Below are 26,143 nucleotides of genomic sequence, written 5' to 3' on the forward strand. Positions count from 1 at the left end.
ATGATGATTGTTTATGCTCACTGTAGATATGACATCAACTAAAGTTTGGAACAAAATAAAACATGGTTAAACAATTATGTCCAGAAACCCTTAAATCTGTGGACACAATGAAGATGCAATGAGAGGAAATCCCGACATGTTCAAATCGCGACTTTGCAAATTTCAGGCACTGCTGAGAGAGAATGATATAGACGGTGCGGTGATACGTGCCTTATCCACATTCACGTACTTCACGGGCACGAGGTGGCTCCGGCCCTCCCTGCTTGTTCCTGCGGAAGGAGATCCTATAGTTTTCGTTGTGGAGGGTGAGGCGGAGGAATTCAGAAATCGCTCATGGATCAGCGAGGTTGTGGAGTATCAGGATGTGGAAACCCTGATGGCCTCGGTGGTTTCCTGGATAAAAAGCAATGGTTTCAAACGTGTAGGTCTGGAATTCTCGGTGGAGAGGGATGCGTATCTTCTCTTTCTCAAGGTATTTCAGCGCCTCAATCCAGAAGTGGAAATCGTGGATATTCTTGACCTGACATTCCAGCTTCGTATGATAAAAGATGAGTGGGAGCAGGATAACATAAGAAAGGCGGGGAAGATTGCATCAAAAGGCATGCAGATTGCGGAAGAAACAATAAAGCCCGGAATGAGCGAGTTGCAAATTGCCTCGGAGATTTCGCATACCCTTATGCAGGAAGGGAGCGAGGACCCCAAGGTATATGTTTCCACCACTCCCCGGGTTCATGCGGAACCATTTCGGGATCTATATGTGAAGAGGGATTCCGTGGTTACGGTTGTAATTGGCGCGGATTACAACAATTATTATGCAAATATGGCAAGGACATTCATCATTGGCGAGCCGGGAAGAGAGGTAAAGAGGGCCCTTGAAGTCAAGGAATTGAGCTATAAGATTGCTGTGGAATCCACAAGGCCTGGAGTTGCATTCAACCATGTGGAGAAGAAGATTCAGGAGATTTATCGCCACGAGAGATTTGATGAGCAGTACATCAAGGGATACACTCATGGTGTGGGATTGCTCATAGAGGAGCCGCCCATAACCACAATAATCGTTGGGCATCGATTCTGGAAGGTTCAGGAGGGCATGGCCCTTGCAATAGTGCATCCGCCCCTCATGCTCCCAGAGGGAGCCATTAAGAAGGAGGACACGTATATAGTTGGAAAAGATGGAGTGGAAAAGGTAACCTAGCCACCGCTTATGGGCGGGTATATGGATACCTCATTATCAAGGGGATCACTCTCTCTTGCGTACCTTCCGTTTATGGATACCTCAATTATCTCATTTTTCAGCACGGGATATTTTTTCTTTAGGCTCTCAATTAAATCACTCACGGTAGCATTATCGGAAATCTCAATTTCCTCAGAAAATTTCCCAATTTCCGCAGCGAATCTGCCAAAATAGCGAACAAGAATCTTCATAATTTCACCTCCAGAAAATTGGTGCTGAGGGCATCGTAGATAAGCAGCCGGTTGCGAAGGAGATCACCCTTGCCTGAGAGGTATTTTATGACCTCTAGGGCCTGAAGTGAAGCTGTGAAAGAGGCGGTTGCAGCGAGAACCTGCACCTCTTTCCGTGGAAATTTTGAAATGAAATCCTCAAGCCTTTTTGTGGAGGAATCTATGAAGGTGAGCATGCCCATGTACCCCTCCACAGCACCGAAAACAAATGGCACATTGTGGGATAATGCGAATTCCTGGGCAATTAATCTGGATTCGATATTATCAAGGCCGTCCACCACGATATCCACCCTATGGGATATTTTCACATTCTCTATTTTCCCATCTAAAGGAACGATCTCAACCTGAGGATTCAATTCTTTCAACCTTCTTGCAGCCACATACACCTTTTTCTTCCCCACATCCCCCTCGTGGTATAAAACCTGTCTGTTCAGGTTGCTCTCCTCAACATTGTCATGATCCACGAGTATTATTTTTCCCACACCCGCCAAGGCGAGATTCATGGATGAGAAACCTCCAAGACCCCCAACGCCCGCAATTAGGACGCTTGCCTTTCTCAAATCTTCTTGGGAGATTAGAGCTCTCTGCCGGGAGTACCTATCCTCCATGATGCTCCATAGGGAAATTATTAATTAATGTTTTTCATAATCGCCTTGAATGAGCATTGTGCAGTGGAAGGACAAATTGAAATTATACGTCATCACCGATGCCCGTTTTGTGGATGAGGTAAAGGGCACAGAGATGGCCCTGGAAGGTGGGGCCACGGCTATACAGTTGAGAATGAAAAATGCCACCACGAGAAGGATGATCGAGGTTGGGAGAAAAATAAGGAAACTGACAGATGAATACGATGCTCTTTTCATTGTGAATGATCGTGTGGATGTCGCCCTAGCCATCGGGGCAGATGGGGTGCATCTTGGCAGAGAGGATATGCCCGTTGAAGTTGCACGGAGAATCGCTGAAGATCTTATAATAGGGGCATCCGCCTCAACGGTTGAAGAGGCCATTCAGGTGGAAAAAATGGGTGCCGATTACATAGGAGCCGGTAGTGTATTTCCAACAAGGACAAAGGAGAATGCCAGGTACATTGGTCTTGACGGACTTTATAAGATTGTTAAGAGCGTCAACGTTCCTGTGGTGGCCATAGGAGGCATAAACCTTGAGAACTTGTCCGAAGTGCTTGATAGAGGTGTTCAGGGGGTGGCCATTGTATCGGCCATTATGGGTGCCAAGGATATTGAGAGGGCCGCGAGGGAGTTCAGAAGAATTATAGAGGATAGGATCTGATTTATTCAATATCTCCTATTATTTCGTAACTTCTCGTAATTTCCGTGCTCTTTGAAAGCATTGCACTTATGGAGCAGTACTTCTCTTCTGACAGTTTTATGGCCTTCTCAACGCTCTCCTCTCTCACATCTCCAACAATAACGTATTTTATGTGGATTTTTGTGTAAATTTTTGGGTAATCCCTTGCTCTTTCGTAGTCAATGTACACGTTCACTTCCTTAACTTTCTCGCGCATCTTTTGAAGAATCATAAGAACGTCAATTCCCGTACAACCACCGAGGCTTGCAAGGAGGGCCTTCATGGGAGTCATCGCCTTTTCATTGCCAGAGAGGATAAGAGCGTTTTTCTCATCTTCTGCGGTTATAAGCAAATCGTTATGAACCCTAACACGCATCTCATTTGCCATGGGTTAAAATGCAATGGATATTAAATAATTACCACGCTCAGAACTCCTCCCGCCTTACAGGTTCAAGTTCCTTTATTCTATCTATTCCGTATCTGCAGGCCTCGAAACCTTCCTTCCTGTGCACGGATGATACGACTACGGCAGCCAGAAGTTCTCCCACTCGCAGGTCTCCGATGCTGTGGTACAGCACCACATTCTCTATGGGAAATTTTGTTCTTATTTCCTCCTCAATTTTTCTCATGATCCTCTCAGTTTCTTGGGTTTTCTCCGCAGTCATACCGTGTACCATTTTTCCGTGGGCAAATTCGCGCACGTATCCAAAATAGGCCACAACGCTCCCCATCCGTTTTCCTGCGAGATTTAGAATTTCATCTTCTCCTTTGTTTCCTATGAGAATCATTCTTTATCTCCTCCACGCGTTCCTGCAGCTCTTTTTTGAGCACATCTCCAATGAATTTACCACCGTAGTAATCTACCCGGGCAGCTATGGCGATCTTGGATGCCAGAGTTCTGGATATTTTACCCCTCATTTTTTTTGGCGAGTTTCTCACCATGGGCACGCGAAATATTATTCCATGCTTGGGGCATTTTGCACCTGATTTGAGGTGCCTGAAAAAGGCCTCCTCGGCACCCAAAACCTGAATTGTACTTGCCGGTAGTTTTGCTAACCTTCCTAGTCCTCCCGCAGAGGCTATGAGCCTTGCAGCCGTTATTGTACCCACGAGAGAGGAGATATTTGGGCATAGGGAATTTGCAAGGGAATCAATATTTTTTGAAATTTCGTCTCTCAGGATTTCCATTCTCTTTACTTCTTCCTTCAGAATATCGGCAACCTCTTGATCTTCTCCCTTTATCTCTCTTATCTTATCCCATTCAATGAGCCGCTCGGTTAACAGATTGAGGGTTGACACTATATCGTCGTAGGTGTTGAGCATCTCTATGAGTATGTAATCCTCACCCAGGGAGTTCTTCATCTCCATCCTTGCCAGTTCTATGGCCGTATCTATCATCTCGCTCCTTGATTTTATCTCGCCCACAAACTTTATTTCTCCATCGCCCAGTTCCTTTATATCTGAGAGATCACCCATCCTGATTCTTCTAAGAATTTCAGCCCTTTTGTCCCTGGGGAAAAGAATTTTGGAAACTGTTTTTCCACCTTCAATTTTGAACGCTCCGTACCATTTAATCACTATCAATGAGCCTCACCCCAAACCAGAGAAATTCTTCGTTGAGTTCTTCAATGTAACTTCTCACCACACCCTCCTCTATCAGGTAAACAAGGGCATCTCTTATTGTGCCTATATCATACTCTTTCAAATCTTCGTGGAGGTACCTTGCCATCTCTGTAAGGCCCTCGTCGTCAAGGCTCTTTCCCTTCTTGATGGTAACTCTAAGATGCCCGCGCATTCTTATCTCTGCCTTTATTATCCTCCCTATTTTCAGGTGCAGGGAATCGTAGTATATGGCCCTTCCAGTGCCCAGGAAATCTCCGTAGTACCAGCCGCAGTGGGGACACATGTAAAGGGGAATATCGCTCTCTGCATCCACAAGCATGAGTTTACCCTTGCCGCAGTGCCTGCAGGTCATGTCCTCGGAAATCTCTATCTTTGGCTTCTCAAAAACCACATAATCCTCAAGTTTTGCACCGCAGAATGGACAGAAATTTGCATTGTCGCTGAGCTTGGCACCGCAGTTTGGGCAGTACTTCATAATCGCCTTATGAGGTGCGGGGATTTAACATTTTCCACTGGTAAAAAGGTGTTTGGTTTTGCCTTTAATGAATTGTGAATTTAAAATTGGTATTCCTGCTCAAAACCTATAAATATGGAGACCACCATAGAAGGGCTGTGGATGATATTGGGAAAAGAATAGAAAAAATTGAGGAACTCATATCTCGGTATCTGGATAACGAATATTTTCAATACGTGAGACACATTCTTGCCTCTTATATGCGATTGATAAATATTTATATGGAATACGGTAAAATCAGCCCCTCCATAATTTTTCCTGAAGTTAAGGATCCGATTTCACGGGATATAATAGAAATCCTGTTCTCCTATGGGGAGTTGAATACATCCAGAATTGCAGATGAGTTGAGGAAATCCCGTGGCAAGGCTTCTCGTCGTGTTGTCAGGGAGAAACTCGCCGAGCTTTTAGAACTTGGGATAGTGGAGTGTGAGGAGAGAAAGAATGAGAAGTTATATTCTGTATCCGAATATGCAATTAAGAAGTGGTTAAAAGTGCTCGGCATTAATATAAAGGGTGATAAACATAAAGAGAAATGAGGTGATAAATATGGGCGAAGAGAAGAAAAAAGATAATGTGGAAAATGAAGAGGATATTAGAGAGTTTAAAGAAGTCATGGAAACGCTTCAGAACACAGTGCCTGCGATAATAAGAGGCATAGTTGATGCCTTGTATTCCTCGCAGAGTGCAGAAGATTTTGGCAGGCAGGTGGCCAATTTCTACAGGTCCATGATTGATGCAGGTATGGATAAGAATCAGGCATTTCAGCTTACCAGAGAATTCATGGAGAGCAGGGATATAGTGGGTCTCCTGAAAAAAATGTTCTCTGAGGGTAACTGGAAGAAATGGGCAGGATATTCTAAAGAGGGGGTAGATGTTGAAGAAATTGTAGATAAGACAATAAAAGAAACTATGGAGGAAATCGATAAGGAAAAGGAGTGAATAATCAGAGGGATCAAGGATGGAAAAATCGGAAATTCTATACCTTTTGGCGTACTTGCCACTCTTAATCATCTCTATTTTATTAAGTTACTTCAGGTATCATCTTCAGGTGAGAAGGTATAAAATGATATTTTTTAGAACGTTAAGAAAAGAAGGTGTTCCTCGCAGAATGGCCAAATCCCTAACAAAGGATATAAAGGTTTTAAAAATTCGCAAATTTTTTAAGTATGGAAATATGCGAAATATCTGGTAAGAGATTTATGAACCCGGTAAGGATATAACTCTTTTAAATCAAAGTGCCTCTTTCCAATTTTTATGGCCCTCTCATCTGGAAGGGCAATAACAACCCTACTGGTGACATTGGAAAAAGCCTCAAAAGCCCTGCTGTAAAGTTCGTATATTCTCTCTCCTCCCGTGGATGAGGATCTTCCATAGGGCGGATCGGTAACGATGGCATCGTAATGTCCTTCAATATCTCCCACATCCCTGATCTCCAATTTTGCCTCAATTCTGAATTTTTTCAGGTTCGTTCTCGCAGCCTCTATCATCTTCATCTCTATATCCGAGCCATAAATTTTCATGCCAATCAGGCCCGCCTCTATGAGAATGCTTCCAGTTCCGCAAAAGGGATCGAGAATTTTATCTCCCTTCTTCACCCTTGCCAGGTTCACCATGAACCTTGCCAGGCGAGGATGCATTGTGATGGGATAGGAAATGGGAAGATTTTTACTTCTCCTTGATTCAAAATTATTGCTTTCAAGGTGCATTATTTCCAGTCCAACGTGCAATTTTTTGCCCCTGTAAACCATGACCAAGTTTTTCGGATTTTTGAGATTCACCCTTCCTTTTATCCCCCTGGCAAGGACGGGTATGATCTCTTCACTTCTACCTCCCCTGACCCTTATGGCGTAGCTCTCCAACTGCATCTCCAAATTTGGAATCTCCTTGCCTGAGTAAATGTGTTTTGATACCCTCCTCAATAGCCCTGCACGATGCAGAGGGAAAAAATCCTCCGTATCCACCACCCCTATAGGATAATCCACCTCTAATATTCTGTAATTTTTTCTCTCACCTTCCATTATTCCCCTGAACTCGGCCATGGGAAGGTCCTCTCTATCTCCCCAGAACTCTAATATAAGATTCATATTGCTCCCTGCAGTTTCGCCGCCTTAACCAAGTTTTCTACCAGGCAGGCATTGGTCACTGTGCCCACACCTCCCGGCACGGGGGTTATGTGGGCCTTATCCTTCAGGGCATCAAAATCCGCATCTCCAACGATTTTTCCATTAACAACATTTATGCCCACATCAATCACAATGGCATCTTTTTTCACCATATTCTCCTTCAGGAATTTTGGCTTTCCAACGGCAACTACCACCACATCGGCGTTTCTTGCCTTCTCCTTTAGGTCCTTTGTTTTTGAATGGGCAATGGTGGGTGTTGCGTCCCTGTTGAGGAGCATGAGGGCAAGGGGCTTGCCTACCACTGGAGTTCTGTTTATTATGAGGACATCCTTGCCTCGGAGTTCTGTGATTTTTTCAAGGATCCTGATAACCGCCCGGGGGGTGTTTGGCACAAGTACCTCCTCCCTCAGCAGGAGTTTCCCGTAGTTTACCGGGTTTATTCCATCCACATCCTTAATCGGTGAAATTGCGTTTCTTACCTTCATATCGCTGATTCCCATGGGAAGGGGAAAATTTACCATGATCCCGTGCACATTTTCCTCTCTGTTCAGATCTTCAATTAGGGACAGGACATCCTTCTCGGAGGCACCCTGCAAATGGTGAATCTTCCCACCAAACCCAAGTTTGCGGAGAAGTTTCAGGTTTGATCTTGCATATACAAGCGAGGCCTCATCATCACCCACGACTATGTTGTGGAGCCATAGTTTCTTGCCTCCTGCCTCCTCCTTCGCTCTCTCTCTAATCTCCTTGGCTATGGATTTGCACTCTATGATCATAGGTGCCTTTAAACATTGAAAGGATTAAAATTTTTTGAACTATGAAAGCAAGGATCTCATTCTTTCCACATCGTCCGTGATCACGATGTCCACGAGGGGAGCTATTTTCAGAATATTGTTGTCCTGGTAGAAGAGAGCATCCCTGTCTGCCCAGAGAACTATGTGAAGTCCCAGTGCCTTGAATTGCAGGATTGCCTGCTTGAATTGATCCAGGGTGAATATTTCCAGTGCATCTATGGGTATGTTTACAGAGTAAAGATTCAGTTCCCTTGCAAGTTGAGGGACCCTCGGTAGGATCTTCTCGTCCTCAATGAGCAACCCCAGGGTTATTTCTTCATTCATCTCTCTGACTTTTCTCAGCGCATCAACGTTGAAGGAGGAGACCATAACTCTATCCTCAACTCCATATTCTTCTATGAGCGCAAGGACCTTTTCAACGGTGTCAATATCCTTTATCTCAACGTTTATCAACGTTTTTTCAGGCATTGAATCGAATATCTCACCCAGGGTTGGCACGTTCTGTCCCATTCCCAGATCTATTTTTTTCAGTTCTGCAAGGGTGCTGTCTTTGATCTTTCTTGCGACATCTGCAACCCTTTTGAAATCTTCATCATGCCCTATGACCACTTTTTCATCCTTTGTGAGCCAAACATCCAGTTCGATTCCATCTGCCCCATGCATCACGGCCTCCAAAAAGGAAAGCACGGTGTTCTCCGGGTATTTCTTTTTGAATCCCCTGTGGCCCAGTATCAGAATTTTTTCAGAGTCCCATATGCTCATATTTTCACCGAAGGTGAATGTATCTGGTATCCTTAAATTTTTGCGTGCTGGCGAAAATTTAAATAATGATTCTGCAATCCATTTTCGTATGGATCGAAATTTACTTGCTTTGTTGGTCCTTGATACCCTCACGGTTGCGATAGGATGGGCAATATACTTTTCAAATGTTCCCCCCGATACGGCTTTATTCCTGTTTTCATCTCAGACAATTCTCATCCTGGGTCTGATATCTCTGGGCATGACCTTCTTTTACTCCTTCTTTGTCGGGGGCAGAGGCATATACTTCTGGCCCGCAGTTGCGGTGATTGTTATAGGCGCTGTTGTTTTATTTTTCAACTGGTTTGCAGGAGGGATTTTAATACTCGCAGCCCTCCTACTTCTTATTTTCAGCAGGGCGGAGGGCATTGGAAATCGCTGGGGTATTTTTCTCGTATTTCTGGGATTTGCAATATTGGTCCTCCTTCCGCCAATTGAAGCCATGTTGAATATGGCAGTTTCCTCATTTGATACTGCGATAATTGTCATATCCGCTGGATTGATTGTTGGTGGGCTAATAATTTCCCTAAGGCGTGGAATAGCCATAGAATCGTACCTGGGTTACATAGCGCTCTCCCTTGCCTTTTTCCTGCTTCCACCGTACCATGAGGTTTTAAGGATAAAGAGCAACGGTTCCTACGGGATGTACGACATGGCGATAATAGTGATTTCCACCATTCTGTTCTCCATCTTCCTATTCGCCTCCCTCTATGCCCTGAAGAAGCAGGATTGGGTGAGCAGGGAGATTGAAAGGGGATACGAGGAGTTGAGGAAGGGTAACTGGGAGAGGGCATATTCCGTGTTCAAATCCCTGCACAAGAAGGGCCAAATATATTCGTCAGTGTTCAACGGCATGGGAGTCGCACTTATGCATATGAAGAGATTTGATGAAAGCGAAAAATACATAAGGGAGGCGCTAAAAATCAGGGAAAGCGATGAGTACAGAACGAATCTTGGCAACCTCTATTACAGGAAGGGCGAGATAAACAAAGCCATGGATGTTTATAAATCCATACTCAGGAGGAACCCTGACTGCTATCTTGCCCTCAACAATCTCGGTAGGTGCCTTATGCGCAAGGGGAAAATAGAGGAGGCGAGAAGGTACCTGGAGAAGGCAATGGAAGTGAATCCGAATGGAACACAGGCCAAGGAGAACTATTCAATGTTGAATAATGGAAAGTGAATCAATCCTTGGTTATTCTGTACCACTTTAGCACCTTTCTGAACTGGATTATGAGGCTCTTTATGGTTATCTCCCCAATGAGGTTTCCATGTTCATCGATCACGGGCAATCTTCTGAGCCTATAAGAGCGCATCTTATCAAGCACGTCTTCGATCTTATCCTTTGGGTGAGCAACTATGAGTTTTTTGCACATCAAATCCTCCGCTTTTCTAACATTTCCGAGAAGAAGTGAGGAAAGGTCTATGCCCCCTATCACGTAGGGCTGTATCCTCTTTGGTGCCATTATGTTGAGCAGGTCCTTTTCAGTTATGACCCCCACAACCTTGGTGCTTCCCTTTTTTTCCATTATCCAAACATGTCTTCTGGCGGACATGATGGATAGTACATCCTCAATTGATGCATCCTTTGGGAGCATGGGCATGTTCCAGAGGTCCTTGGTCATAATATGTTCCACAGGAACGCGATAGAAATTTTTCAAAACGTACTGGAGATCCCTGTGATCGTTCATGGGCAATCATCGCAAAACACATATATAAAGTTATGGTGAAAAACCTTTTAATCATTTTGCAGATGGGGTAGGGGTGATTCCTTGGGTAAAAAAGGCTCCATATACGAGCGTGAGTTGAAGGGCATACTCTCAGGCGATGGTAAGTACATATTCAAATTCAGCAAATCTCTGAGCGAGGAGGAGTTCAGATGGTATAAAAGTTCCATGGAGAGGCCATTCATGGTAATTCGTGCTGCCGGCTCCCTGGGTGTGGATCTCATAGCCATAAGGGATGATTATTCCTTTCCCATAGAGGTAAAATCTGCCTCATCCCGAAAAATAGTGTTCACCCACTCAAGTGCGAGGGCCCAGGAACAGGCGGAGGAATTTCTTAGGGAATGCGAAAGAGCCAGAATACTTGGTATATATGCCTACCGGCTCAAGGGTTTCAGGGGTGATCCATGGCGCCTGTTCTCTCTCCCCGTTGGTGGACTCACAGGCAGGATAAAGTTGCTATCCGAAACTGTGCCAACTATTCCATTAACCCGGGAGGGTAATTTTGTTCTCAGGTGGGACGAAGGCATGCCCCTCAGCAAGTTTCTATCCTATGTGAATCAGGGATAGAGTATGAGAAATGAGAAGAACACTGCGTAGAGAAGAATGAGAATTGCACCCTCCCATCTTCTTATCCTCTTCTTCATGCACATGAGCGCTGCGGCGATGGTGAATATTCCAAGGAAAATCAGATTGTTTGTGATATCCGAGTTTGGTACTCTTATTGGATTTAGAATTGCGGATCCTCCCAGAACTATCAGGGTGTTGAAAATATTGCTCCCAATAACGTTTCCCACGGCTATTCCGTACTTTTTCTTTAAGGATGCTGCGATGCTTGTTGCCATTTCTGGAAGGGAGGTGCCTATTGCGATTGCGGTGATTGCTATTATTATCTCAGGTATGTGCATCACAATTGCGATGTTCACTGCCGATTTTATGACCACCTCTGCGCCCCACACTATTCCAGCGGCACCGGTGAGCACGTGGACCCATGACCAAAGCCATGAATGTTCAATCGGTACCTCCTCGATCTCCTCCTTGCGCCCTTTTATTTCCCAGATGTAGAGTGCGTAGATTATGATGAACAGAACTCCCATCCACCAGAGAAGGGCGTGAAATAGGAGTATTAGGAAGGCAAGGATGCCCGTGACAAGTACCAGAATACCTGCATCCTTCTTTATGTGCCTTGAAAGGGATAGGGGCATCATGATTGCGGCCAGGCCGAGCACGAGACCTATATTGGCTATGTTGCTTCCCACGGCGTTTCCCCAGGATGTTACGGGATGTCCTGTATAGGATGCAAGTGTTGAAACCGCGAATTCGGGTAGAGAGGTTGCCAGGGCCACCAGGGTTAACCCAATTGTGTGCTCGCTCACATTTTTGTGGGCGGCTATGCTGGCAGCACCTTCAACAAAATAGTCGCTTCCCTTAACAAGCAGGTATATACCAATTATGAAATTTATCGTCAAAATCGGTAGAGAATGTAAATTGCCACGCATAACAAGGTAGGCAGGTACCGAGAGGAGAATGATGGATAGGTACACCAGTGCTCCTGCATTTTTCATTTGATACCTTAAATTCCACGATGTATATTAAATTTGATACTCTCCGAGCGCAAATTTCTCAGAAAAATATTTATATCTAGGAGTATATGGCATCTCAATGGTACGTACAAGAAAGGAGCTTCTTGATGAAATAAGGAGCATGGGGGGCGTTGAGAAGGTGGCACTTATAAGCAGAACAGGTATGTTTATTGATGGAGATAATTTTGAAGAATCGGATACCTTCTCCGCAATGAGTGCTATAATCCTCGGGGCGGCAGAAACAGCCTCCGTGGGAGTGGGTTTGGTTAAGAGGGTGGTTGCCCATTTTGAGGATGGAAAAAAGTTTATCGTGATACCTGCAGGTAAGAAGGGTGTGCTTGTTATACTTGCCAGCGAGGATGTTTATGAGAATTTGAATGAAATAGTAAGGGAATTTGATAATCTGATCTAAATTCTCCTGAATCCCCTGCCTATCCACTCGCCAACTGCCTTTTTAACATACCTAATAGTTTCCGACGCACTTCTTGAACTTCCAAATATTTTCACCCTTTTCTTCAGTATGGCCTCGATAACATCCTCCTCATCCAGGGCGTCCACGATTATGCCTGCCTTACCTATCTCATCCGGAAAATGGGCATCGCTTCCTGCAGTGTACGGCTTTCCCAACTCCCGCACCAGATTTTTTGCTCTTTCGTTTGATTTCCTTTTGCACCTTCCGTTGAAGATTTCAATGGCATCAAAACCGAAATTTCTCGCATTCTCCTCTCCGATCCCTGACCAGAAGCGGTATGGGTGGGCTGCCACGGCTATGCCCCCGCAATCGTGGATCCTGTCTATTGTTTCTCCAATGCCCATATCCCTCGGAATCTTGCAATCCAGCCCGTAGGCGAGCACATGCCCCTCTGAGGTGGAAATCTCAATTCCGCGAATAACGGGCAAGATCCCAATCTTCTTTGCCTCAATCGCACCCCTTATCTCGTTGTGGTCAGTTATGGCTATGCCTCCCAGCCCAACCTTTTTCGCTATTTTCAGCATCTCTTTTATGGGTACCTTTCCATCGGGAGAGTAGATGGAGTGGGTGTGCATATCCACCCTCATCTTATTTTTCCCCCGGGCTTAACATACCTCACGGGAGCTATGGGTACATCACCCACATGCAGGATGAGCGGCTTTTTGTCGTGGAAAACCACGCCTTGCTTTCCTGCCCAGTTCTCTGCGGGTCTGTAATCTATGATATATTCTTCCTTTCCCACGGCCACGATCTTCCCATCCCTCTTTATGATGTCCACCACTTCCATCTTCATCTTCTGGAACTTCTTGAACTTCAAAATTCCCTTGGGAGCTGAATGCACACCGTTTGCCTGCACCCTTGCTCCGTGCTCCACATCTCCCTGAGGCGTCAAAAAGCCCACAGTTTCCTCATCCTCTCCCGCCAGAAGCATGCCCTCACTTCTTATTCCTCTGAAATTTGCGGGCTCAAGATTGCACACCACTACGAGTTTCTTTCCCAGAAGTTCCTCCTTCTTGTAGAATCTCTTCAATCCCGCAATCAATGTTCTCTTCTCATCGCCCAGATCTATTCGTAGCACGTAGAGTTTATCTGCATTTGGATGGTCCTCCACACTTTCAACCAGGGCAACCCTCAGGTCAATCTGCTCCCACTTCTCGTATCTCTCCTCTTCCCTCTTTATCTTCTCAAATAGCACTTCTGGCTTACTCAATTTTCTTCCCTCCTGCAGGTTCTTTATGGCCTCCACATATCTGTGCTCAAATATGGAGTCCTCATTGCCCAAAAATTTCCATACTCTCTCAGCGGTGAACGGCAAGAAAGGTGCACCGAGAATCGCCAGGGCCTGGACGATCTGCAATGAGATGTTTATGGCTGTGGCACATCTCTCTTTATTTTCCTTGCACAGGGCCCAGGGTGCCTTGCGGTCAAAGTACACATTTCCGAATCTGGCCAGGTTCATCCACTCTTTAAACGCTTTCTTGAGTTCAACATTTTCAAGGTACTTCTGCATATTTTTCATTGTCTGCATTATGGTCTTTATGGCCTCTCTGTCAATCTCGTCCACCTCGCCCCTGTGGGGTACCTCTCCAAAATTGCGGTACGCGAAGATCAACGCACGATGCACGAAGTTTGCAAATTTATCAATCAACTCCTCATTGACCTTCTGCACGAAATCGTCCCAGGTGAAATCGGAGTCGCGGCCTTCGGGCATATTCATTGTGCCGTAGAACCTGATTATGTCAGGATGGAATGCATCAAGAAGTTCCGGCATCCACACACCGATACCGCGGCTCTTGGAGAACTTCTCTCCTGAAAAACGAAGATACTCGTTGGCCACAACGTTGTAGGGCAGGTTCAGCTCTCCATGGGCCATGAGCATAGCGGGCCATATTATTGTGTGGAACGGGATGTTATCCTTACCGAGGAAGTAGTAGTGCCTCGCATCCTTGTCCATCCAGAAGGCACGCCAACTTTTGCCCGTGCGCCTGGCCCACTCAACGCTTGCGGATAGATATCCTATCACGGCATCAAACCATACATAGATGCGCTTGTTCTCAAATCCCTTAAGCGGGACTTCCACGCCCCATTCTATGTCCCTGGTTATGGCCCTGTCCTTGAGCCCTGATTTTATGAAGTTTCTGGTGAAATTCAGCACATTGCTTCTCCAATAAGTTTTATCGGCGAGCCATCCGAGTAACCTTTTTTCCAGTTTGGAAAGTGCAAAAAACACGTGCTCCGTTTCGCGAAACTCAGGCGTGGAACCGCATATTGCGCACTTCGGATTTATCAAATCCTTGGGATCCAGGGTGCGACCGCAGTTATCGCACTGATCACCCCGGGCGTTCTCGTACCCGCAGTAGGGGCAGGTGCCCACAACATACCTGTCTGGAAGGAATCTGTGGCACGAGGGACAGTAGGGAAGGAGCATCTTGTCTCTGTAAAGATAGCCATTCTCGTAAAGCCTGAGGAAGAACCTCTTCACCACATCCTTGTGGGCCGGATCGGATGTGCGGAAGAAGAGATCAAAGGATATGCCCATTTTCTCCATAACCTCTGAGTTGATTTTGTGGTACCTGTCTGCTATCTCCTGCGGGCTCACACCCTCCTTCTCAGCCGTTAGGGTAATGGGAGTGCCGTGCTGATCGCTTCCAGAAACCATAAGCACCTCATTACCCTGCATTCTTTGGTATCTTGCAAATATGTCCGCGGGCAAATATGCCCCCACAATGTGCCCGAGATGAACGGGACCGTTCGCGTAGGGCCAGGCAACTCCTATGAATATTCGCATAGGGCTGTATAACCTCTCAAATATTTAATTTTTCCATATGCTATTTATACTTGAACCCTATGCCATATTGTGTACCGGGACATACCCACAGTGCTCACAGCGGAGGAGATAATCGACAAGATGTTTCGCCGTGCCAAGAAGGTTGAGGTCCCCCTATCAAAGAATCGTCTCAGGTTCCACAAGAATCTGAGTATTGCGAAGATTTACACTGCCAGGGATGTTGCCGTGAGTTCGCTGCAGAGGTATGTAAAGGCATTTCCGTACATAAACAAGATGCATCCATTTTATCGCACTCTCCTAGATCTTCTCGTGGACAAGAACGAATATAAGAAATCCCTGGCCTCTCTGGTATGGGCTATTGAGAAAATCAACGGTTTCGCCGATAAATACGCCCGCAAGATAAAGGGTGTTGGCAAGGTGGAAGAGGCCATAAAGTTTCGCAAGGAGTTTTATGGGAGGGCAACTTCCATACTAAAGCAAATTGGCCCAAAATTGAGGTATCTTGCCGAGGTAAGGGAGATAATGAAGAAATTGCCCGATGTGGATCCTGATATGGCTACGGTTGTTATCGCTGGCTATCCCAACGTTGGCAAGTCAATGCTCGTGGAGAAACTCAGCACTGCAAAACCGGAGATAGCGGCATATCCGTTCACCACAAAGGGAATCGTGGTGGGCCATATGGAAATCGGGGATAGAAGAATACAGATTGTGGACACCCCAGGTGTTTTGGACAGGCCCATAGAAAGGAGGAATAAAATAGAGAAGCAGGCCATCCTTGCCCTTGAGCATCTTGCTGATGTCATCGTTTTCATTCTTGACCCTTCCGAGACCTGTGGATACAAACTTGAGGAGCAGGAGAATCTATTGAAGGAAGTTCGCATGAGTTTTTCCGTGCCCGTAATCGTGGTGGAGAACAAGAAGGATATATACGAGAGGGAGACCGGGAATTTGAAGATATCAGCAAGAACGGGCGAGGGCCTGGATGCCCTTGTGCATAGAATTCTGGAAATAATAAGGGATTGAAACCCATCACTCCTCTATCTTCTCCACTTTGACCCTATTCTTCTTCAGCCAGAGAACATAGAGCTCTATGAATTTTAATCTCTCCTCAAAGTTCTCTCTTTTTATCCTTTCCAATTCCTTCAGATTCACCTCGGGGACTTTCATTTCAGGTACCTCCCTGCAAGGTCCTCCACGCCCATCATCTTTATGAACTTTTCTAAGAGAGAATCATCCAGGGCTTCATAGAAGAAGAGGAAAAGGTGCTTTGCATCCTCAATGTCTTTCTCACTCCCAAGATAAAGCTTGAAGGCGATCTGAACCTCTATGTTTGATATTCTAAGTTGAAAACTTTCAATATTCACCTCTATGGGGTTTTCAATGACCCATATCTCAAGCTCTGTTTTTGGGAACTTTATCTCAATGTTGGGGATCACCTTATTTTTCAGCGCAAATCTTACTGCTGTTCCATTAAGCAGGTAATTTTCGTAGGCACTCCTTGCATCATTCGTTATTATGCACCAGAATTCTTCCCCAGTCTCTTCCCAGAGTTTCAGGAACCTATCATAGGGCAGAGGTTGAATGAGGATGTCAATGTCCTCCGATAATCTGCTTCTGCCAAAGAGAATGGCCACGTATCCGGATACTACGGCGTACTTTATCTTCAATTTCTCCAAAATACTCGTGAATTTTAGCACGAAATAATCCAGATCGTTCAGCTCCCTTGATAGGGAATATCTGTACTTCCCAACGGTAACTTCAATCTGATGTAGCATACTGCGAATATAATGGTCTAATGGTATATAATTTTCCCGTGTGATGAGCACCAAAAATTTATTTGCTCTGCATCATATCCCGCCCTATGGAAGATCTTCGCAACACAATTCTCAAATACGCTCTGCAGAACGCTATTCTTCATGATGGTAAGGCAAATTACAAGGCAGTGATGGGTAAGATAATGGCCGAAAATCCCTCGCTAAGGAGCAGGGCTAAAGAGATTATAGAAGAGGTCAAGAAGGTAGTGGAAGAGGTGAATTCATACGGAGTGGAGAGGCAGCACAGGGAGCTGGAGAGAATCGCCCCTGAGCTTCTTGAGAGAAGAAAAAAGGAGGAAAAGAAGGAGCTGGAGGATCTTCCAGATGTTCGTGGAGAGGTGCGAATGCGCCTTGCCCCGAGCCCTTCTGGACCCATGCATCTCGGCCAGTCAAGAATGGCCATTTTGAATGATGAATATGTGAAAAGATACGGCGGCATGCTCTTTCTGCGCATAGAGGACACCAATCCCCACAACATACTGCCGGAAGCGTACGATATGATTCCCGAAGACCTTGAATGGCTGGGCGTGAAAATCCACGAAATCGTTATTCAGAGCGATAGATTTGAAATCTATTATGATTACGCCCGCAAACTTCTTGAGATGGGAAAGGCGTACATAACCACGGTGCCCGCGGAGGAATGGAGAAAATTGAAATCGGAGGGAAAGCCCACTCCAGATAGAGAATTACCTGTGGAGGAGCACCTTGAAAGATGGGAGAAGATGCTGAATGGTGAGTATGATGATGGCGAGGCAGTTTACGTTGTCAAGACCGATCTGCAGCATCCGAATCCAGCCATTAGAGATTGGGCAGCGTTTCGCATAGTAAAGGATGTGGAGCACCCGCGCATAGGAAATAAGTACATCGTGTATCCTCTTATGAACTTCTCCGTGGCCGTGGATGACCATGAACTTGCGCTCACGCATGTGCTCCGAGGTAAGGATCATCTCAACAACACCTACAGGCAGATGTACCTCTACGATTATTTTGGATGGAAGAAGCCCGTTTACATCCACTATGGGTGGGTGACCATGCGTGACACCATTCTCAAGACTTCCCTCATAAAGGAGGGAATAAAAAATGGAGAGTTCTCTGGATGGGATGACCCACGCCTCGGGACCCTGAGGGCCTTGGCAAAGAGGGGTATAAGTCCGGAAGCGATCCGAAAGTACTGGATTCAGGTTGGCCTCAAGGAGGTGGATATTGAGTTCTCCTGGGACACGCTCTACGCCTACAACCGCGAGATTGTGGATCCCATGGCAAGGAGATACTTCTTCGTTTGGAACCCCGTTGGGGTGGAGATCAAGGGGGTTGAAGCTCTGCAAGGAAAGGCGCCGCTGCATCCCAGCAGGGATTTTGGATTTCGCCATTACCATTTAACCTCTCCGATCAAAATTTACCTCACCGAGGATGATTGGAGCAGGATTGAAGATGGAGAGATTTTCAGACTTAAGGATCTCTGCAATGTTAGAAAGGAGGGAAAATTCCTCGCATATGAGGGCAATGATCTGAGCATCGTGAAGAAGGGCGCTAAGATCATACACTGGGTACCTGCAGATTCTCTACGCTGCAGGGTTTATATGCCAGACGGTAGGGTTATGGAGGGTTATGCAGAAAAGAATGTGAAGAATTCAATAGAAGAGGTCGTGCAGTTTGAAAGGTTCGGATTCACAAAGATTTACGAAGAAAATGGAGAGATTGTGGGCTATTTTGCCCACAGGTAATCATGTCACATTTATGTATGATGGAAACTTCTTCAGCAGAATAACATCCCCCACTGCCTTTACCCAGCGGTATGGCACCACCACTGGAACGCCATCCTCCACAAGCAGCGGGTTACTCTTCTCCACATATAGTCCGTATATCACCTGGTCGTTCACATCAAGGAGCACGTCCTTTATCGTGCCGAGAAGATAACCCTTATCCGTGTAGATTTCCAGACCTATAAGTTCAGTTGCCTCCGTCATCATTTTAATCCCCAAGGAGTATTGGATTGCTATTATTTAAATCTTCTCACCTCCCATTTTTAGTAGAACAAAAAACTAAATAAGTGGATTCTATCCCTATTCCATAGGTGATCAGATGAGACTCGAAGAGCACCCAGTTTTGGATTTTAGCAGAAGAAGGGGCAAAAAGGTCACGATTTATTTTGAAGGACAGCCCATAGAGGCCTATGAGGGAGAGCCCATTGCAGAGGCCCTGCATGCTGCGGGGATAAGGGTTCTTAACTACAGTACCGAAAAACTCAGACCCCGGGGGCTATTCTGTGCCATAGGAAAATGCTCTTCTTGCCTTATGGTGGTTGATGGCATACCTAATGTGCGCACCTGCATCACCCTTGTCAGGGATGGAATGCGTGTGGAAAGGCAGCGTGGAAGACAGCCTTTGCCCAGGGATTATAGGCCGCCTCGGTGGAAGGAGGCTGAGAAGCATGAGGCGGATATTGTGATAATTGGAGGGGGCCCCGCCGGACTGATGGCAGCCATAAAGGCCGCCGAAAATGGGGCAAAGGTATCCCTGCTGGATGAGAATCCTGTTCTTGGTGGGCAACTGGTGAAGCAGACCCACAAGTTCTTTGGAAAACGTGCCCAGTTTGCGGGAGTGCGAGGTGTGAAGATCGCGGAGATTCTTGAAAAGGAGGTAAGGGAGAAGGGTGTGGACATACATCTTGAGACCTCCGCAATAGGCATATTTCAGGAAGGAGATCGCAAATTAGTTGCTGCCATAAAGAATAACAAGAAACTCATGGAATTTTCCGGTAGGGCAGTTATCGTTGCCACCGGGGCCATGGAGAAGATGATCCCCTTTGAGAACAACGATTTGCCCGGTGTTTACGGTGCTGGTGCTATTCAAACCCTGATGAACACCTATGGTATCGAGCCGGGTAAGAGGGTACTCATTGTGGGTGCTGGCAACGTTGGTGTGATTCTCGCCTACCAGTTGAAGCAGGCGGGCGTGGATGTGGTTGCCATTGTGGAGGCCATGCCCCGGATCGGCGCATATTTTGTTCATGCCGCCAAGGTTCGAAGATTGGGTATACCCATTTACACGCGACACACTATTCTCCGTGCTGAGGGCAACGAGAAGGTTGAGCGTGCCGTCATAGCGCAGATTGATGAGCACTGGCAGCCCATACCCGGTACGGAGAAGGTTTACGATGTGGATGTTATAGCCCTATCTGTGGGATTGAGACCCAGCATTGAACTTCTGCATCAGGCTGGAGCACAGATAACATATGCAAGGGAACTTGGAGGCTATGTTGTGCGCCACGATGATCGTATGGAAACCACAGTGCGTGGTATATTTGTGGCTGGCGACTCTTCGGGAATCGAAGAAGCCACAACGGCGATGCTTGAGGGTAAGATTGCAGGTCTATCTGCGGCGCTTCTTGTTGGTAAGGCATCTCCAAAAATTTATGAGGAGATAAAGAAGGCCCATGCGGATCTTGAAGAATTTCGCAGCGGACCGTTTGGAAAGCACATTCTTGAGGGATTGAAGAAGGTGATGATAAATGACTGAGCAGTACCTTGAAAGGGGTTATTTAACCCTTGAAGAGTTGAAGAATTATGTTGAGTTGCCAAGCGAAGAGAGACTTGAGGGAAAGCATCCTGTGGCGGTGCCTGAATGCCCACAGAGAATACCATGCACGCCCTGCAAGGAGATATGCCCTGTGAATGCCATAAGGATGGACAATCCCAACGATGTTCCGGTGGTGAATTATGATAAGTGCATAGGCTGCTCTCTCTGTGTTCAGATCTGCCCGGGACTTGCATTTTTCATGATTCACTACAGGGGAGATAAGGCCCGCGTTACCATGCCCCACGAACTGCTTCCCATGCCGAAAAGGGGCGATGAGGTCATACTTTTGAATCGTAAGGGTGAGGAAGTAGGTAAGGGTAAGGTTGTTCTCGTCATTCCGAGGGAGAAGAGCGTTGGGGATACGTCTGTTGTAACTGTTGAGATGCCCAGGGAGCTTGCCTGGGAGGTTCGGGCCATAAAGGTGGTGGTTGAATGAGCGATAAAAGCAAGATCATAATTTGCAGATGCAACGATGTTACTCAAAAGGATATAGAGGATCTGATAGATCAGGGCATAACTGATATTGAAGAAATAAAGAGACTTACAAGAATTGGAATGGGTCCATGTCAAGGTAGAACATGTATTCCCCTGGTGGCAGCTATAATTGCGAGAAAAACTGGAAAGAGCTATGATGAAATAGGTATACCCGCTACGAGAATTCCAATTAGACCCATCCCTATGGGAGTTCTGGTAGGTGATGAAGATGAGGAGTGAAGCTAAAACCGTAATAATTGGAGGAGGAATAATAGGATTAAGCATTGCTTATAATCTTGCAAAGTTTGGGGAAGAGGATATAGTGGTTCTTGAAAAGAGCTATTTGGGATCGGGATCAACGTTTAGATGTGGGTCAGGGATAAGACAGCAATTTGGAGATGAGGCAAATATAAGAATGATGAAAAGAAGTGTAGAAATATGGTCTAATATGGAGGAAGAGCTTGGAATGGACGTTGATTTTAGGCAAACAGGATATCTTTTCTTACTTTATGATGAGGAGGAAGTCAGGGATTTCAAGAAAAATGTAGAACTTCAAAATAAATTTGGAGTGCCTTCAAGGATAATCACTCCGGAGGAAGCAAGGGAAATTGTGCCACTTTTAAATACAGAAGGTATACTGGCAGCTTCTTGGAATCATACTGATGGGAAGGCAAATCCCTTTAAGGCTGTATTTGCCTATGCAAATGCAGCTAAGAGATTGGGAGTAAAGATATATGAATATACTAAAGCGGAAAATGTGAAAGTTGAAAATGGAAGAATCAAGGGAGTAGTTACTAATAGGGGTGTAATAAAAACGAATAGAGTTATAAATGCTGCAAATGGATGGGCAAAGTTAATAAATAAAATGGTGGGAATTGAAGTTCCCATTGAACCCTATAAACATCAGGGAGTAAAGACAGAACCCATTAAACAGGGACAAGTAGAGCCGATGATAGTCTCGTTCAAACATGGTGGAGTTTATATGACTCAAGAGGCTGAGCAAGGGGGAATGATAGGAGGCTATGGATTGAAATATGGTCCTACTTTTGATATGACACCCACCTATGAGTTTTTAAGGGGGGTAAGTTATAGGTTTTCTCAGATAATACCGGCCTTAAAGTATGTGAATGTAATAAGAATTTGGGGAGGCTATTATGCAGAGACTCCTGATGGGAATGCTGCCGTGGGAAGAATAAATGAAGTGGATGAATATTATCTCTCTGCTGGATTTTCAGGGCATGGGTTTATGCTGGCTCCTGCGATGGGTGAGATGGTGGCAGAGGATATAGTGTATGGGAAAACGGATAAACCTTTATGGTTCTATGATCCTTATAGGTTCAAGCGTGGAGAACTTAGAGGAAAGGCTATTCAGATGGGTTAAGTGATGGAGGTGAGTATTATGAAAACAGATATATTGATAATTGGTGGAGGACCTGCAGGAATAGTTACAGCAATTACTGCTAAACAAAATTACCCGGATAAAGAGGTGCTCTTGGTTAGGAAAGAAAAGAGAGAAGTAGTTCCATGTGGAATACCATACATTTTTGGTACATTGAGAAGTGTTGAAAAAGATATAATATCAGATAAGGGTTTGATTGATAGGGATATAAAAATAATTGTGGATGAGATTGAGGAAATTGATATAGATAAAAAGTTAGCAACAGGTAAAACCTGTGGAGAGATACATTTTGAAAAACTCGTATTAGCTACCGGATCAAAGCCCATAAAACCACCCATCAAGGGAATCGATAGGGAGAATGTTTTTTTTGTGAGAAAAGAGCCAGAATATCTGGAGAAATTAATGAAGAGAATTGAGAAAAGCGAGAGTATAGTGATAATTGGAGGAGGTTTTATAGGTATTGAGTTTGCTGATGATTTAAGAAAACTGGGAAAAAAGGTTGCAATAGTGGAAATGCTCCCTCATGTGCTTTCCACATCCTTTGATGATGAGTTTTGTGAGTTGGCTGAAAATGAGTTGAGGAGAATAGGTGTTGAGATATATACTAACTCAAAGGTTGTGGAGATAAAAGAAGATGGTGTGATTTTAGAGACAGGTAAGAAAATAGATGGAGACACCACAATATTATGTGTTGGTGCAAGACCAAATACTGATTTAGCTGAAAAAATGGGGTTAAAGGTAAGTAGAAATGGTATTGTGGTAAATGAATATATGAGGACATCACATCCTGATGTTTTTGCTGTTGGTGACTGTGCTGAAAAAAGAGATTTTTTTACAAGGGAGGTTAAGCCAGTGATGTTAGCATCAGTAGCCACTGCAGAGGCTAGAATTGCAGGAGCAAACCTTTATAAAATAAAAGCTTTTAAACAGTTTAAAGGTACTTTAAGTATTTTTGCCACGAAGGTTGGGAATCTTGCTTTAGGAGCGGCAGGTCTTATTGAAAAGCAGGCTAAGAGAGATGGTTTTGATTATGTTGTGGGAAGAAGTGAAGTGATAGATAAGCATCCTGGCTCTCTTCCAAACAGTAATAAGGTTAAAGTTAAGTTACTATTCACAAAGCATGGTGGATTTTTCTTAGGAGCTCAAGTAGCTGGAGGTGAAACTATAGGAGAAATGATAAACTTGGTAGGGTTTGCAATAGAAAGTGGATATACAGTCTCTAGGTATATGACTCTTCAGATAGGAACACATCCCTTACTAACTCCCGCTCCTACTGCTCCAGCCACTTTAAAAGCCGCAGAGGATGCGCTTAGAAAGATTTATTGTGAGGGCAATTTAAGATAGCATAAATATTTTAAAATTTTTTGTTAATCTAAATGTAAGAAATTATTAAATCCCTTATTGCAATTCTCCTCCGATGCCCTATGTTTGAGATAGTGGATAAGAAGGTACTGGCTCCGAATATAAAGTGGATTCGTGTCAAGGCTCCACTGGTTGTTGAGAATGCCCGGGCCGGGCAGTTCATAGTGCTCAGATTGCACGAGAGGGGGGAGCGTATTCCCCTTACCCTGTTCAAATGGCATAAGGAGGATGGCACCATAGAACTCGTGTTTCAGGAGGTTGGAAAGACCACATATGAACTGGGAACCTACGAGCCTGGAGACAAGATAATGGACATTGTTGGACCCCTCGGAAAACCCACGCACATAGAGAATTACGGTACCGCCGTTGTAGTTAGTGGGGGTGTGGGTGCACCCATTGGCTATGCTGTAACCTGTGCCCTGAAAGAGGCGGGAAACCATGTGGTCAGCATAATAGGATTCAGAAACAAGCAGTACGTCATTCTTGAGGATGAGTTCAAGAGGATAAGCGATGAACTGCTGATCACCACGGACGATGGTAGTTACGTTCGCAAGGGCTTTACCACGGATGTTCTCAGGGAGTATCTTGAAAATGGAGGCAGGGCAGATTACGTTTTCACCGTTGGACCTGTCATAATGATGAAACTCATAGCCAAGATCACAAAGGAATACGGTATAAAGACGGATGCCTCCCTAAATCCAATAATGGTTGATGGAACAGGAATGTGTGGTGCGTGCCGTGTTACTGTGGGTGGAGAGATCAAATTTGCCTGTGTGGATGGCCCGGATTTCGATGCGCATCAGGTTGATTTTGATGAACTCTTGATGCGTCTCACCGAGTACAAGAAGGAGGAGAGAGAGGCTCTGGATAGGTATGTTAAGGGGGTGCATTAAATGGCGAGGCAGATAAAGAAGGAGAGAATAAAGGTTCCTGAGCAGGATCCTAAGGCAAGGATTCACAATTTCAACGAGGTTGCACTTGGATACACATTTGAACTTGCAAAGGAAGAGGCATCCCGTTGTCTTCAGTGCCCTTATAATTTTGCCCCCTGCATAAAGGGCTGTCCCGTGAATGTGAACATTCCTGGATTCATAAAGAAGATTCTTGAGGAAGATATCAAGGGTGCCCTTGAGGTTATACATCAAACAAATTCCCTTCCTGGTATAACCGGCCGTGTATGTCCGCAGGAGGAGCAGTGTGAGATGAACTGTGTTATGGGTAAACTGGGCGACAAGATAAACATTGGCAAGTTGGAGAGATTTGTGGCCGATTATGCAAGGGAGCATGGAATAATGCCCGAGACGGAGATAGCACCAAAGAACGGGAAGAGGGTGGCCATAGTTGGCTCAGGCCCAGCCGGATTAACTGCCGCTTCTGATCTCATCAAGATGGGCTATGATGTGACGGTTTTTGAAGCACTGCACGAGCCAGGAGGTGTTTTAATTTATGGTATACCCGAGTTCAGATTGCCCAAGGACATTGTCCATTATGAGGTCAAATATTTGAAAATGCTCGGTGCGAAGATAGAGACCAACGTTGTGATAGGAAAGACAAAGAGCCTTTACGATCTTGCCAAGGAATACGATGCAGTGTTCCTGGGTACAGGTGCAGGTACTCCCAAATTCCTTAATATTCCAGGAGTGAACTGCAAGGGCATATACAGCGCCAATGAGTTCCTTACGAGAATAAATCTTATGAAGGCCTTCAAGTTCCCTGAGTACGATACACCAATCCGTAAGGGTAAGAAACTTGCAGTTATCGGCGCCGGAAATGTGGCCATGGATGCGGCTAGAAGTGCATTGCGTGTTGGTTACGAGGAGGTTTATATACTCTACAGAAGAACAAGGGAATACATGACAGCCAGGGAAGAGGAAATTCATCACGCTGAGGAAGAGGGAGTGAAATTCATGTTCCTCGTAAGCCCCGTGGCCTTTATGGGTGATGAGGATTGCAATGTGAAGGTTGTGAAACTCATAATGAACCGCCTGGGAGAGCCGGATTCATCAGGACGCAGAAGGCCTGAACCCATACCTGGAACGGAGTTTGGGCTGGAAGTGGATGCTGTGGTTTTCGCCATTGGCCAGAAACCAAATAAGATCCTCTATCAGGAGGTCCCAGAGCTGAAAACAACAAGGTGGGGCACGCTGGTTGTGGATGAAAACTACAGAACCACGATGCCAGGTGTGTTCGCAGGAGGAGATGCAGTGCGCGGTGAAGCCACCGTGGTTCTTGCAATGGGTGATGGAAAGAGAGCCGCCAAGGCCATAGATGAGTACATAAGAACTGGAGAGTGGCCCAAAGAAATAGAACCTCACAACTTCTAATAT

32 protein-coding genes are annotated in these 26,143 nt (G+C 45.4%); 16 read left to right on the forward strand and 16 right to left on the reverse strand.

Going from position 1 to position 26,143, the window contains the following annotated elements:
* Positions 1–118 precede the first annotated feature (118 nt).
* A complete protein-coding gene (locus AC0S1O_RS04055) occupies positions 119–1,195 on the forward strand; it encodes a M24 family metallopeptidase (RefSeq protein WP_475393063.1) in 1,077 nt (358 codons plus the stop codon).
* On the opposite strand, the gene AC0S1O_RS04060 is transcribed toward AC0S1O_RS04055, so the two are convergent.
* Both AC0S1O_RS04060 and AC0S1O_RS04065 read right to left on the reverse strand, forming a co-directional pair.
* Positions 1,192–1,425, reverse strand: coding sequence for a MoaD/ThiS family protein (locus AC0S1O_RS04060; protein ID WP_475393064.1), 234 nt, complete (start codon positions 1,423–1,425; stop codon positions 1,192–1,194). The genes AC0S1O_RS04055 and AC0S1O_RS04060 overlap by 4 nt on opposite strands.
* Positions 1,422–2,072 carry a HesA/MoeB/ThiF family protein gene (locus tag AC0S1O_RS04065; RefSeq protein ID WP_475393065.1) on the reverse strand — a complete coding sequence of 217 codons (651 nt, stop codon included), beginning with the start codon at positions 2,070–2,072 and terminating at the stop codon, positions 1,422–1,424. Before AC0S1O_RS04065 ends, AC0S1O_RS04060 begins: the two co-directional genes overlap by 4 nt.
* 49 nt (positions 2,073–2,121) lie before the next feature.
* On the opposite strand from AC0S1O_RS04065, the gene thiE reads away from it, so the two are divergent.
* Positions 2,122–2,751 (forward strand): thiamine phosphate synthase, encoded by a 630-nt coding sequence (thiE, locus tag AC0S1O_RS04070; RefSeq protein ID WP_475393066.1) that lies wholly within the window; start codon positions 2,122–2,124, stop codon positions 2,749–2,751.
* A gap of 1 nt (position 2,752) precedes the next feature.
* Here thiE and AC0S1O_RS04075 read toward each other — a convergent pair whose 3' ends face one another.
* The 4 genes from AC0S1O_RS04075 to AC0S1O_RS04090 are packed head-to-tail and all read right to left on the reverse strand — an operon-like array spanning position 2,753 to position 4,867.
* A complete protein-coding gene (locus tag AC0S1O_RS04075; RefSeq protein WP_475393067.1) occupies positions 2,753–3,157 on the reverse strand; it encodes an OsmC family protein in 405 nt (134 codons plus the stop codon).
* Between the two features lie 37 nt (positions 3,158–3,194).
* Positions 3,195–3,557 (reverse strand): molybdenum cofactor biosynthesis protein MoaE, encoded by a 363-nt coding sequence (locus AC0S1O_RS04080; protein ID WP_475393068.1) that lies wholly within the window; start codon positions 3,555–3,557, stop codon positions 3,195–3,197.
* Entirely contained in the window at positions 3,526–4,347 is an 822-nt protein-coding gene (locus AC0S1O_RS04085) for an NOP5/NOP56 family protein (RefSeq protein ID WP_475394466.1), read from the reverse strand. Before AC0S1O_RS04085 ends, AC0S1O_RS04080 begins: the two co-directional genes overlap by 32 nt.
* On the reverse strand, positions 4,340–4,867 hold the full coding sequence (locus tag AC0S1O_RS04090) for a zinc ribbon domain-containing protein (protein ID WP_475393069.1): 528 nt from the start codon (positions 4,865–4,867) through the stop codon (positions 4,340–4,342). The genes AC0S1O_RS04085 and AC0S1O_RS04090 overlap by 8 nt, the downstream gene beginning before the upstream one ends.
* A 137-nt stretch (positions 4,868–5,004) precedes the next feature.
* Here AC0S1O_RS04090 and AC0S1O_RS04095 point away from each other — a divergent pair, with 137 nt between their 5' ends.
* Positions 5,005–5,442 (forward strand): winged helix-turn-helix domain-containing protein, encoded by a 438-nt coding sequence (locus AC0S1O_RS04095; RefSeq protein ID WP_475393070.1) that lies wholly within the window; start codon positions 5,005–5,007, stop codon positions 5,440–5,442.
* Positions 5,443–5,452: 10 nt separating this feature from the next.
* Positions 5,453–5,845 (forward strand): hypothetical protein, encoded by a 393-nt coding sequence (locus tag AC0S1O_RS04100; RefSeq protein ID WP_475393071.1) that lies wholly within the window; start codon positions 5,453–5,455, stop codon positions 5,843–5,845.
* Between the two features lie 221 nt (positions 5,846–6,066).
* On the opposite strand, the gene AC0S1O_RS04105 is transcribed toward AC0S1O_RS04100, so the two are convergent.
* From AC0S1O_RS04105 to AC0S1O_RS04115, 3 genes are read right to left on the reverse strand one after another with little or no spacing between them, the layout of a single operon-like run.
* The gene (locus AC0S1O_RS04105) at positions 6,067–6,990 is read right to left on the reverse strand and encodes a DNA methyltransferase (RefSeq protein ID WP_475393072.1); all 924 of its coding nucleotides are present in this window, start codon (positions 6,988–6,990) and stop codon (positions 6,067–6,069) included.
* Entirely contained in the window at positions 6,987–7,805 is an 819-nt protein-coding gene (locus AC0S1O_RS04110; protein ID WP_475393073.1) for a bifunctional 5,10-methylenetetrahydrofolate dehydrogenase/5,10-methenyltetrahydrofolate cyclohydrolase, read from the reverse strand. Before AC0S1O_RS04110 ends, AC0S1O_RS04105 begins: the two co-directional genes overlap by 4 nt.
* A 39-nt stretch (positions 7,806–7,844) precedes the next feature.
* Positions 7,845–8,585 carry a glycerophosphodiester phosphodiesterase family protein gene (locus tag AC0S1O_RS04115; protein ID WP_475393074.1) on the reverse strand — a complete coding sequence of 247 codons (741 nt, stop codon included), beginning with the start codon at positions 8,583–8,585 and terminating at the stop codon, positions 7,845–7,847.
* An 88-nt stretch (positions 8,586–8,673) separates the two neighbouring features.
* Between AC0S1O_RS04115 and AC0S1O_RS04120 the strand changes: the two genes are divergently transcribed.
* On the forward strand, positions 8,674–9,804 hold the full coding sequence (locus AC0S1O_RS04120) for a tetratricopeptide repeat protein (RefSeq protein WP_475393075.1): 1,131 nt from the start codon (positions 8,674–8,676) through the stop codon (positions 9,802–9,804).
* Position 9,805: 1 nt separating this feature from the next.
* Here the strand turns inward: AC0S1O_RS04120 and AC0S1O_RS04125 are convergent, their stop codons facing one another.
* Positions 9,806–10,312, reverse strand: a complete 507-nt coding sequence (locus AC0S1O_RS04125) for a CBS domain-containing protein (RefSeq protein ID WP_475393076.1) — start codon at positions 10,310–10,312, stop codon at positions 9,806–9,808.
* Positions 10,313–10,393: 81 nt separating this feature from the next.
* On the opposite strand from AC0S1O_RS04125, the gene AC0S1O_RS04130 reads away from it, so the two are divergent.
* A complete protein-coding gene (locus AC0S1O_RS04130; protein WP_475393077.1) occupies positions 10,394–10,915 on the forward strand; it encodes a PDDEXK family nuclease in 522 nt (173 codons plus the stop codon).
* Here AC0S1O_RS04130 and AC0S1O_RS04135 read toward each other — a convergent pair.
* On the reverse strand, positions 10,906–11,910 hold the full coding sequence (locus AC0S1O_RS04135; RefSeq protein ID WP_475393078.1) for a calcium/sodium antiporter: 1,005 nt from the start codon (positions 11,908–11,910) through the stop codon (positions 10,906–10,908). The two genes, AC0S1O_RS04130 and AC0S1O_RS04135, sit on opposite strands and share 10 nt — an antisense overlap.
* Before the next feature lie 97 nt (positions 11,911–12,007).
* Here AC0S1O_RS04135 and AC0S1O_RS04140 point away from each other — a divergent pair, with 97 nt between their 5' ends.
* Positions 12,008–12,340, forward strand: a complete 333-nt coding sequence (locus AC0S1O_RS04140) for a roadblock/LC7 domain-containing protein (protein ID WP_475393079.1) — start codon at positions 12,008–12,010, stop codon at positions 12,338–12,340.
* Here AC0S1O_RS04140 and AC0S1O_RS04145 read toward each other — a convergent pair.
* Together AC0S1O_RS04145 and metG are read right to left on the reverse strand one after the other, a co-directional pair.
* The gene (locus AC0S1O_RS04145) at positions 12,337–12,987 is read right to left on the reverse strand and encodes a PHP domain-containing protein (RefSeq protein ID WP_475393080.1); all 651 of its coding nucleotides are present in this window, start codon (positions 12,985–12,987) and stop codon (positions 12,337–12,339) included. The two genes, AC0S1O_RS04140 and AC0S1O_RS04145, sit on opposite strands and share 4 nt — an antisense overlap.
* Positions 12,984–15,188 carry a methionine--tRNA ligase gene (gene metG / locus AC0S1O_RS04150; protein WP_475393081.1) on the reverse strand — a complete coding sequence of 735 codons (2,205 nt, stop codon included), beginning with the start codon at positions 15,186–15,188 and terminating at the stop codon, positions 12,984–12,986. Before metG ends, AC0S1O_RS04145 begins: the two co-directional genes overlap by 4 nt.
* 69 nt (positions 15,189–15,257) lie before the next feature.
* Here metG and AC0S1O_RS04155 point away from each other — a divergent pair, with 69 nt between their 5' ends.
* Positions 15,258–16,211 (forward strand): NOG1 family protein, encoded by a 954-nt coding sequence (locus AC0S1O_RS04155; RefSeq protein ID WP_475393082.1) that lies wholly within the window; start codon positions 15,258–15,260, stop codon positions 16,209–16,211.
* Positions 16,212–16,217: 6 nt separating this feature from the next.
* Here AC0S1O_RS04155 and AC0S1O_RS04160 read toward each other — a convergent pair whose 3' ends face one another.
* Together AC0S1O_RS04160 and AC0S1O_RS04165 are read right to left on the reverse strand one after the other, a co-directional pair.
* On the reverse strand, positions 16,218–16,355 hold the full coding sequence (locus tag AC0S1O_RS04160) for a hypothetical protein (protein WP_475393083.1): 138 nt from the start codon (positions 16,353–16,355) through the stop codon (positions 16,218–16,220).
* Positions 16,352–16,963 (reverse strand): hypothetical protein, encoded by a 612-nt coding sequence (locus AC0S1O_RS04165; protein WP_475393084.1) that lies wholly within the window; start codon positions 16,961–16,963, stop codon positions 16,352–16,354. The genes AC0S1O_RS04160 and AC0S1O_RS04165 overlap by 4 nt, the downstream gene beginning before the upstream one ends.
* Before the next feature lie 86 nt (positions 16,964–17,049).
* On the opposite strand from AC0S1O_RS04165, the gene AC0S1O_RS04170 reads away from it, so the two are divergent.
* Complete coding sequence (locus tag AC0S1O_RS04170) at positions 17,050–18,726, forward strand: glutamate--tRNA ligase (protein WP_475393085.1); 1,677 nt, start codon at positions 17,050–17,052, stop codon at positions 18,724–18,726.
* Here AC0S1O_RS04170 and AC0S1O_RS04175 read toward each other — a convergent pair whose 3' ends face one another.
* A complete protein-coding gene (locus AC0S1O_RS04175; RefSeq protein ID WP_475393086.1) occupies positions 18,727–18,969 on the reverse strand; it encodes a PRC-barrel domain-containing protein in 243 nt (80 codons plus the stop codon).
* A gap of 115 nt (positions 18,970–19,084) precedes the next feature.
* Between AC0S1O_RS04175 and AC0S1O_RS04180 the strand changes: the two genes are divergently transcribed.
* The 7 genes from AC0S1O_RS04180 to gltA all read left to right on the forward strand — a co-directional run bounded on the left by AC0S1O_RS04180 (position 19,085) and on the right by gltA (position 26,140).
* Positions 19,085–20,521, forward strand: coding sequence for an FAD-dependent oxidoreductase (locus tag AC0S1O_RS04180; protein WP_475393087.1), 1,437 nt, complete (start codon positions 19,085–19,087; stop codon positions 20,519–20,521).
* Positions 20,514–21,017: a 4Fe-4S dicluster domain-containing protein gene (locus AC0S1O_RS04185; protein WP_475393088.1), complete on the forward strand. Its 504-nt coding sequence runs from the start codon at positions 20,514–20,516 to the stop codon at positions 21,015–21,017. The genes AC0S1O_RS04180 and AC0S1O_RS04185 overlap by 8 nt, the downstream gene beginning before the upstream one ends.
* Positions 21,014–21,295: a (2Fe-2S)-binding protein gene (locus AC0S1O_RS04190; protein WP_475393089.1), complete on the forward strand. Its 282-nt coding sequence runs from the start codon at positions 21,014–21,016 to the stop codon at positions 21,293–21,295. Before AC0S1O_RS04185 ends, AC0S1O_RS04190 begins: the two co-directional genes overlap by 4 nt.
* Positions 21,285–22,436 (forward strand): NAD(P)/FAD-dependent oxidoreductase, encoded by a 1,152-nt coding sequence (locus AC0S1O_RS04195; RefSeq protein ID WP_475393090.1) that lies wholly within the window; start codon positions 21,285–21,287, stop codon positions 22,434–22,436. The genes AC0S1O_RS04190 and AC0S1O_RS04195 overlap by 11 nt, the downstream gene beginning before the upstream one ends.
* An 18-nt stretch (positions 22,437–22,454) precedes the next feature.
* On the forward strand, positions 22,455–23,798 hold the full coding sequence (locus AC0S1O_RS04200) for an FAD-dependent oxidoreductase (protein WP_475393091.1): 1,344 nt from the start codon (positions 22,455–22,457) through the stop codon (positions 23,796–23,798).
* Positions 23,799–23,878: 80 nt separating this feature from the next.
* Positions 23,879–24,709, forward strand: a complete 831-nt coding sequence (locus tag AC0S1O_RS04205; RefSeq protein ID WP_475393092.1) for a sulfide/dihydroorotate dehydrogenase-like FAD/NAD-binding protein — start codon at positions 23,879–23,881, stop codon at positions 24,707–24,709.
* Positions 24,710–26,140 (forward strand): NADPH-dependent glutamate synthase, encoded by a 1,431-nt coding sequence (gltA, locus tag AC0S1O_RS04210; protein ID WP_475393093.1) that lies wholly within the window; start codon positions 24,710–24,712, stop codon positions 26,138–26,140.
* Positions 26,141–26,143 lie beyond the last annotated feature (3 nt).

The organism is Candidatus Aciduliprofundum sp. HYA1 (assembly GCF_056175085.1).

Excerpts from the sequence above, each read along its gene's own strand:
- AC0S1O_RS04110 (WP_475393073.1), bottom strand. The coding sequence starts at position 7,805 with ATGATCATAGAGTGCAAATCCATAGCCAAGGAGATTAGAGAGAGAGCG.
- AC0S1O_RS04080 (WP_475393068.1), bottom strand. The coding sequence starts at position 3,557 with ATGATTCTCATAGGAAACAAAGGAGAAGATGAAATTCTAAATCTCGCA.
- gltA (WP_475393093.1), top strand. The coding sequence starts at position 24,710 with ATGGCGAGGCAGATAAAGAAGGAGAGAATAAAGGTTCCTGAGCAGGAT.
- metG (WP_475393081.1), bottom strand. The coding sequence starts at position 15,188 with ATGCGAATATTCATAGGAGTTGCCTGGCCCTACGCGAACGGTCCCGTT.
- AC0S1O_RS04205 (WP_475393092.1), top strand. The coding sequence starts at position 23,879 with ATGTTTGAGATAGTGGATAAGAAGGTACTGGCTCCGAATATAAAGTGG.
- AC0S1O_RS04190 (WP_475393089.1), top strand. The coding sequence starts at position 21,014 with ATGAGCGATAAAAGCAAGATCATAATTTGCAGATGCAACGATGTTACT.
- thiE (WP_475393066.1), top strand. The coding sequence starts at position 2,122 with ATGAGCATTGTGCAGTGGAAGGACAAATTGAAATTATACGTCATCACC.
- AC0S1O_RS04115 (WP_475393074.1), bottom strand. The coding sequence starts at position 8,585 with ATGAGCATATGGGACTCTGAAAAAATTCTGATACTGGGCCACAGGGGA.
- AC0S1O_RS04165 (WP_475393084.1), bottom strand. The coding sequence starts at position 16,963 with ATGCTACATCAGATTGAAGTTACCGTTGGGAAGTACAGATATTCCCTA.
- AC0S1O_RS04170 (WP_475393085.1), top strand. The coding sequence starts at position 17,050 with ATGGAAGATCTTCGCAACACAATTCTCAAATACGCTCTGCAGAACGCT.
- AC0S1O_RS04200 (WP_475393091.1), top strand. The coding sequence starts at position 22,455 with ATGAAAACAGATATATTGATAATTGGTGGAGGACCTGCAGGAATAGTT.
- AC0S1O_RS04105 (WP_475393072.1), bottom strand. The coding sequence starts at position 6,990 with ATGAATCTTATATTAGAGTTCTGGGGAGATAGAGAGGACCTTCCCATG.
- AC0S1O_RS04055 (WP_475393063.1), top strand. The coding sequence starts at position 119 with ATGAGAGGAAATCCCGACATGTTCAAATCGCGACTTTGCAAATTTCAG.
- AC0S1O_RS04160 (WP_475393083.1), bottom strand. The coding sequence starts at position 16,355 with ATGAAAGTCCCCGAGGTGAATCTGAAGGAATTGGAAAGGATAAAAAGA.
- AC0S1O_RS04185 (WP_475393088.1), top strand. The coding sequence starts at position 20,514 with ATGACTGAGCAGTACCTTGAAAGGGGTTATTTAACCCTTGAAGAGTTG.
- AC0S1O_RS04090 (WP_475393069.1), bottom strand. The coding sequence starts at position 4,867 with ATGAAGTACTGCCCAAACTGCGGTGCCAAGCTCAGCGACAATGCAAAT.
- AC0S1O_RS04180 (WP_475393087.1), top strand. The coding sequence starts at position 19,085 with ATGAGACTCGAAGAGCACCCAGTTTTGGATTTTAGCAGAAGAAGGGGC.
- AC0S1O_RS04135 (WP_475393078.1), bottom strand. The coding sequence starts at position 11,910 with ATGAAAAATGCAGGAGCACTGGTGTACCTATCCATCATTCTCCTCTCG.
- AC0S1O_RS04140 (WP_475393079.1), top strand. The coding sequence starts at position 12,008 with ATGGTACGTACAAGAAAGGAGCTTCTTGATGAAATAAGGAGCATGGGG.
- AC0S1O_RS04100 (WP_475393071.1), top strand. The coding sequence starts at position 5,453 with ATGGGCGAAGAGAAGAAAAAAGATAATGTGGAAAATGAAGAGGATATT.
- AC0S1O_RS04065 (WP_475393065.1), bottom strand. The coding sequence starts at position 2,072 with ATGGAGGATAGGTACTCCCGGCAGAGAGCTCTAATCTCCCAAGAAGAT.
- AC0S1O_RS04060 (WP_475393064.1), bottom strand. The coding sequence starts at position 1,425 with ATGAAGATTCTTGTTCGCTATTTTGGCAGATTCGCTGCGGAAATTGGG.
- AC0S1O_RS04125 (WP_475393076.1), bottom strand. The coding sequence starts at position 10,312 with ATGAACGATCACAGGGATCTCCAGTACGTTTTGAAAAATTTCTATCGC.
- AC0S1O_RS04075 (WP_475393067.1), bottom strand. The coding sequence starts at position 3,157 with ATGGCAAATGAGATGCGTGTTAGGGTTCATAACGATTTGCTTATAACC.
- AC0S1O_RS04175 (WP_475393086.1), bottom strand. The coding sequence starts at position 18,969 with ATGACGGAGGCAACTGAACTTATAGGTCTGGAAATCTACACGGATAAG.
- AC0S1O_RS04145 (WP_475393080.1), bottom strand. The coding sequence starts at position 12,987 with ATGAGGGTGGATATGCACACCCACTCCATCTACTCTCCCGATGGAAAG.
- AC0S1O_RS04195 (WP_475393090.1), top strand. The coding sequence starts at position 21,285 with ATGAGGAGTGAAGCTAAAACCGTAATAATTGGAGGAGGAATAATAGGA.
- AC0S1O_RS04120 (WP_475393075.1), top strand. The coding sequence starts at position 8,674 with ATGGATCGAAATTTACTTGCTTTGTTGGTCCTTGATACCCTCACGGTT.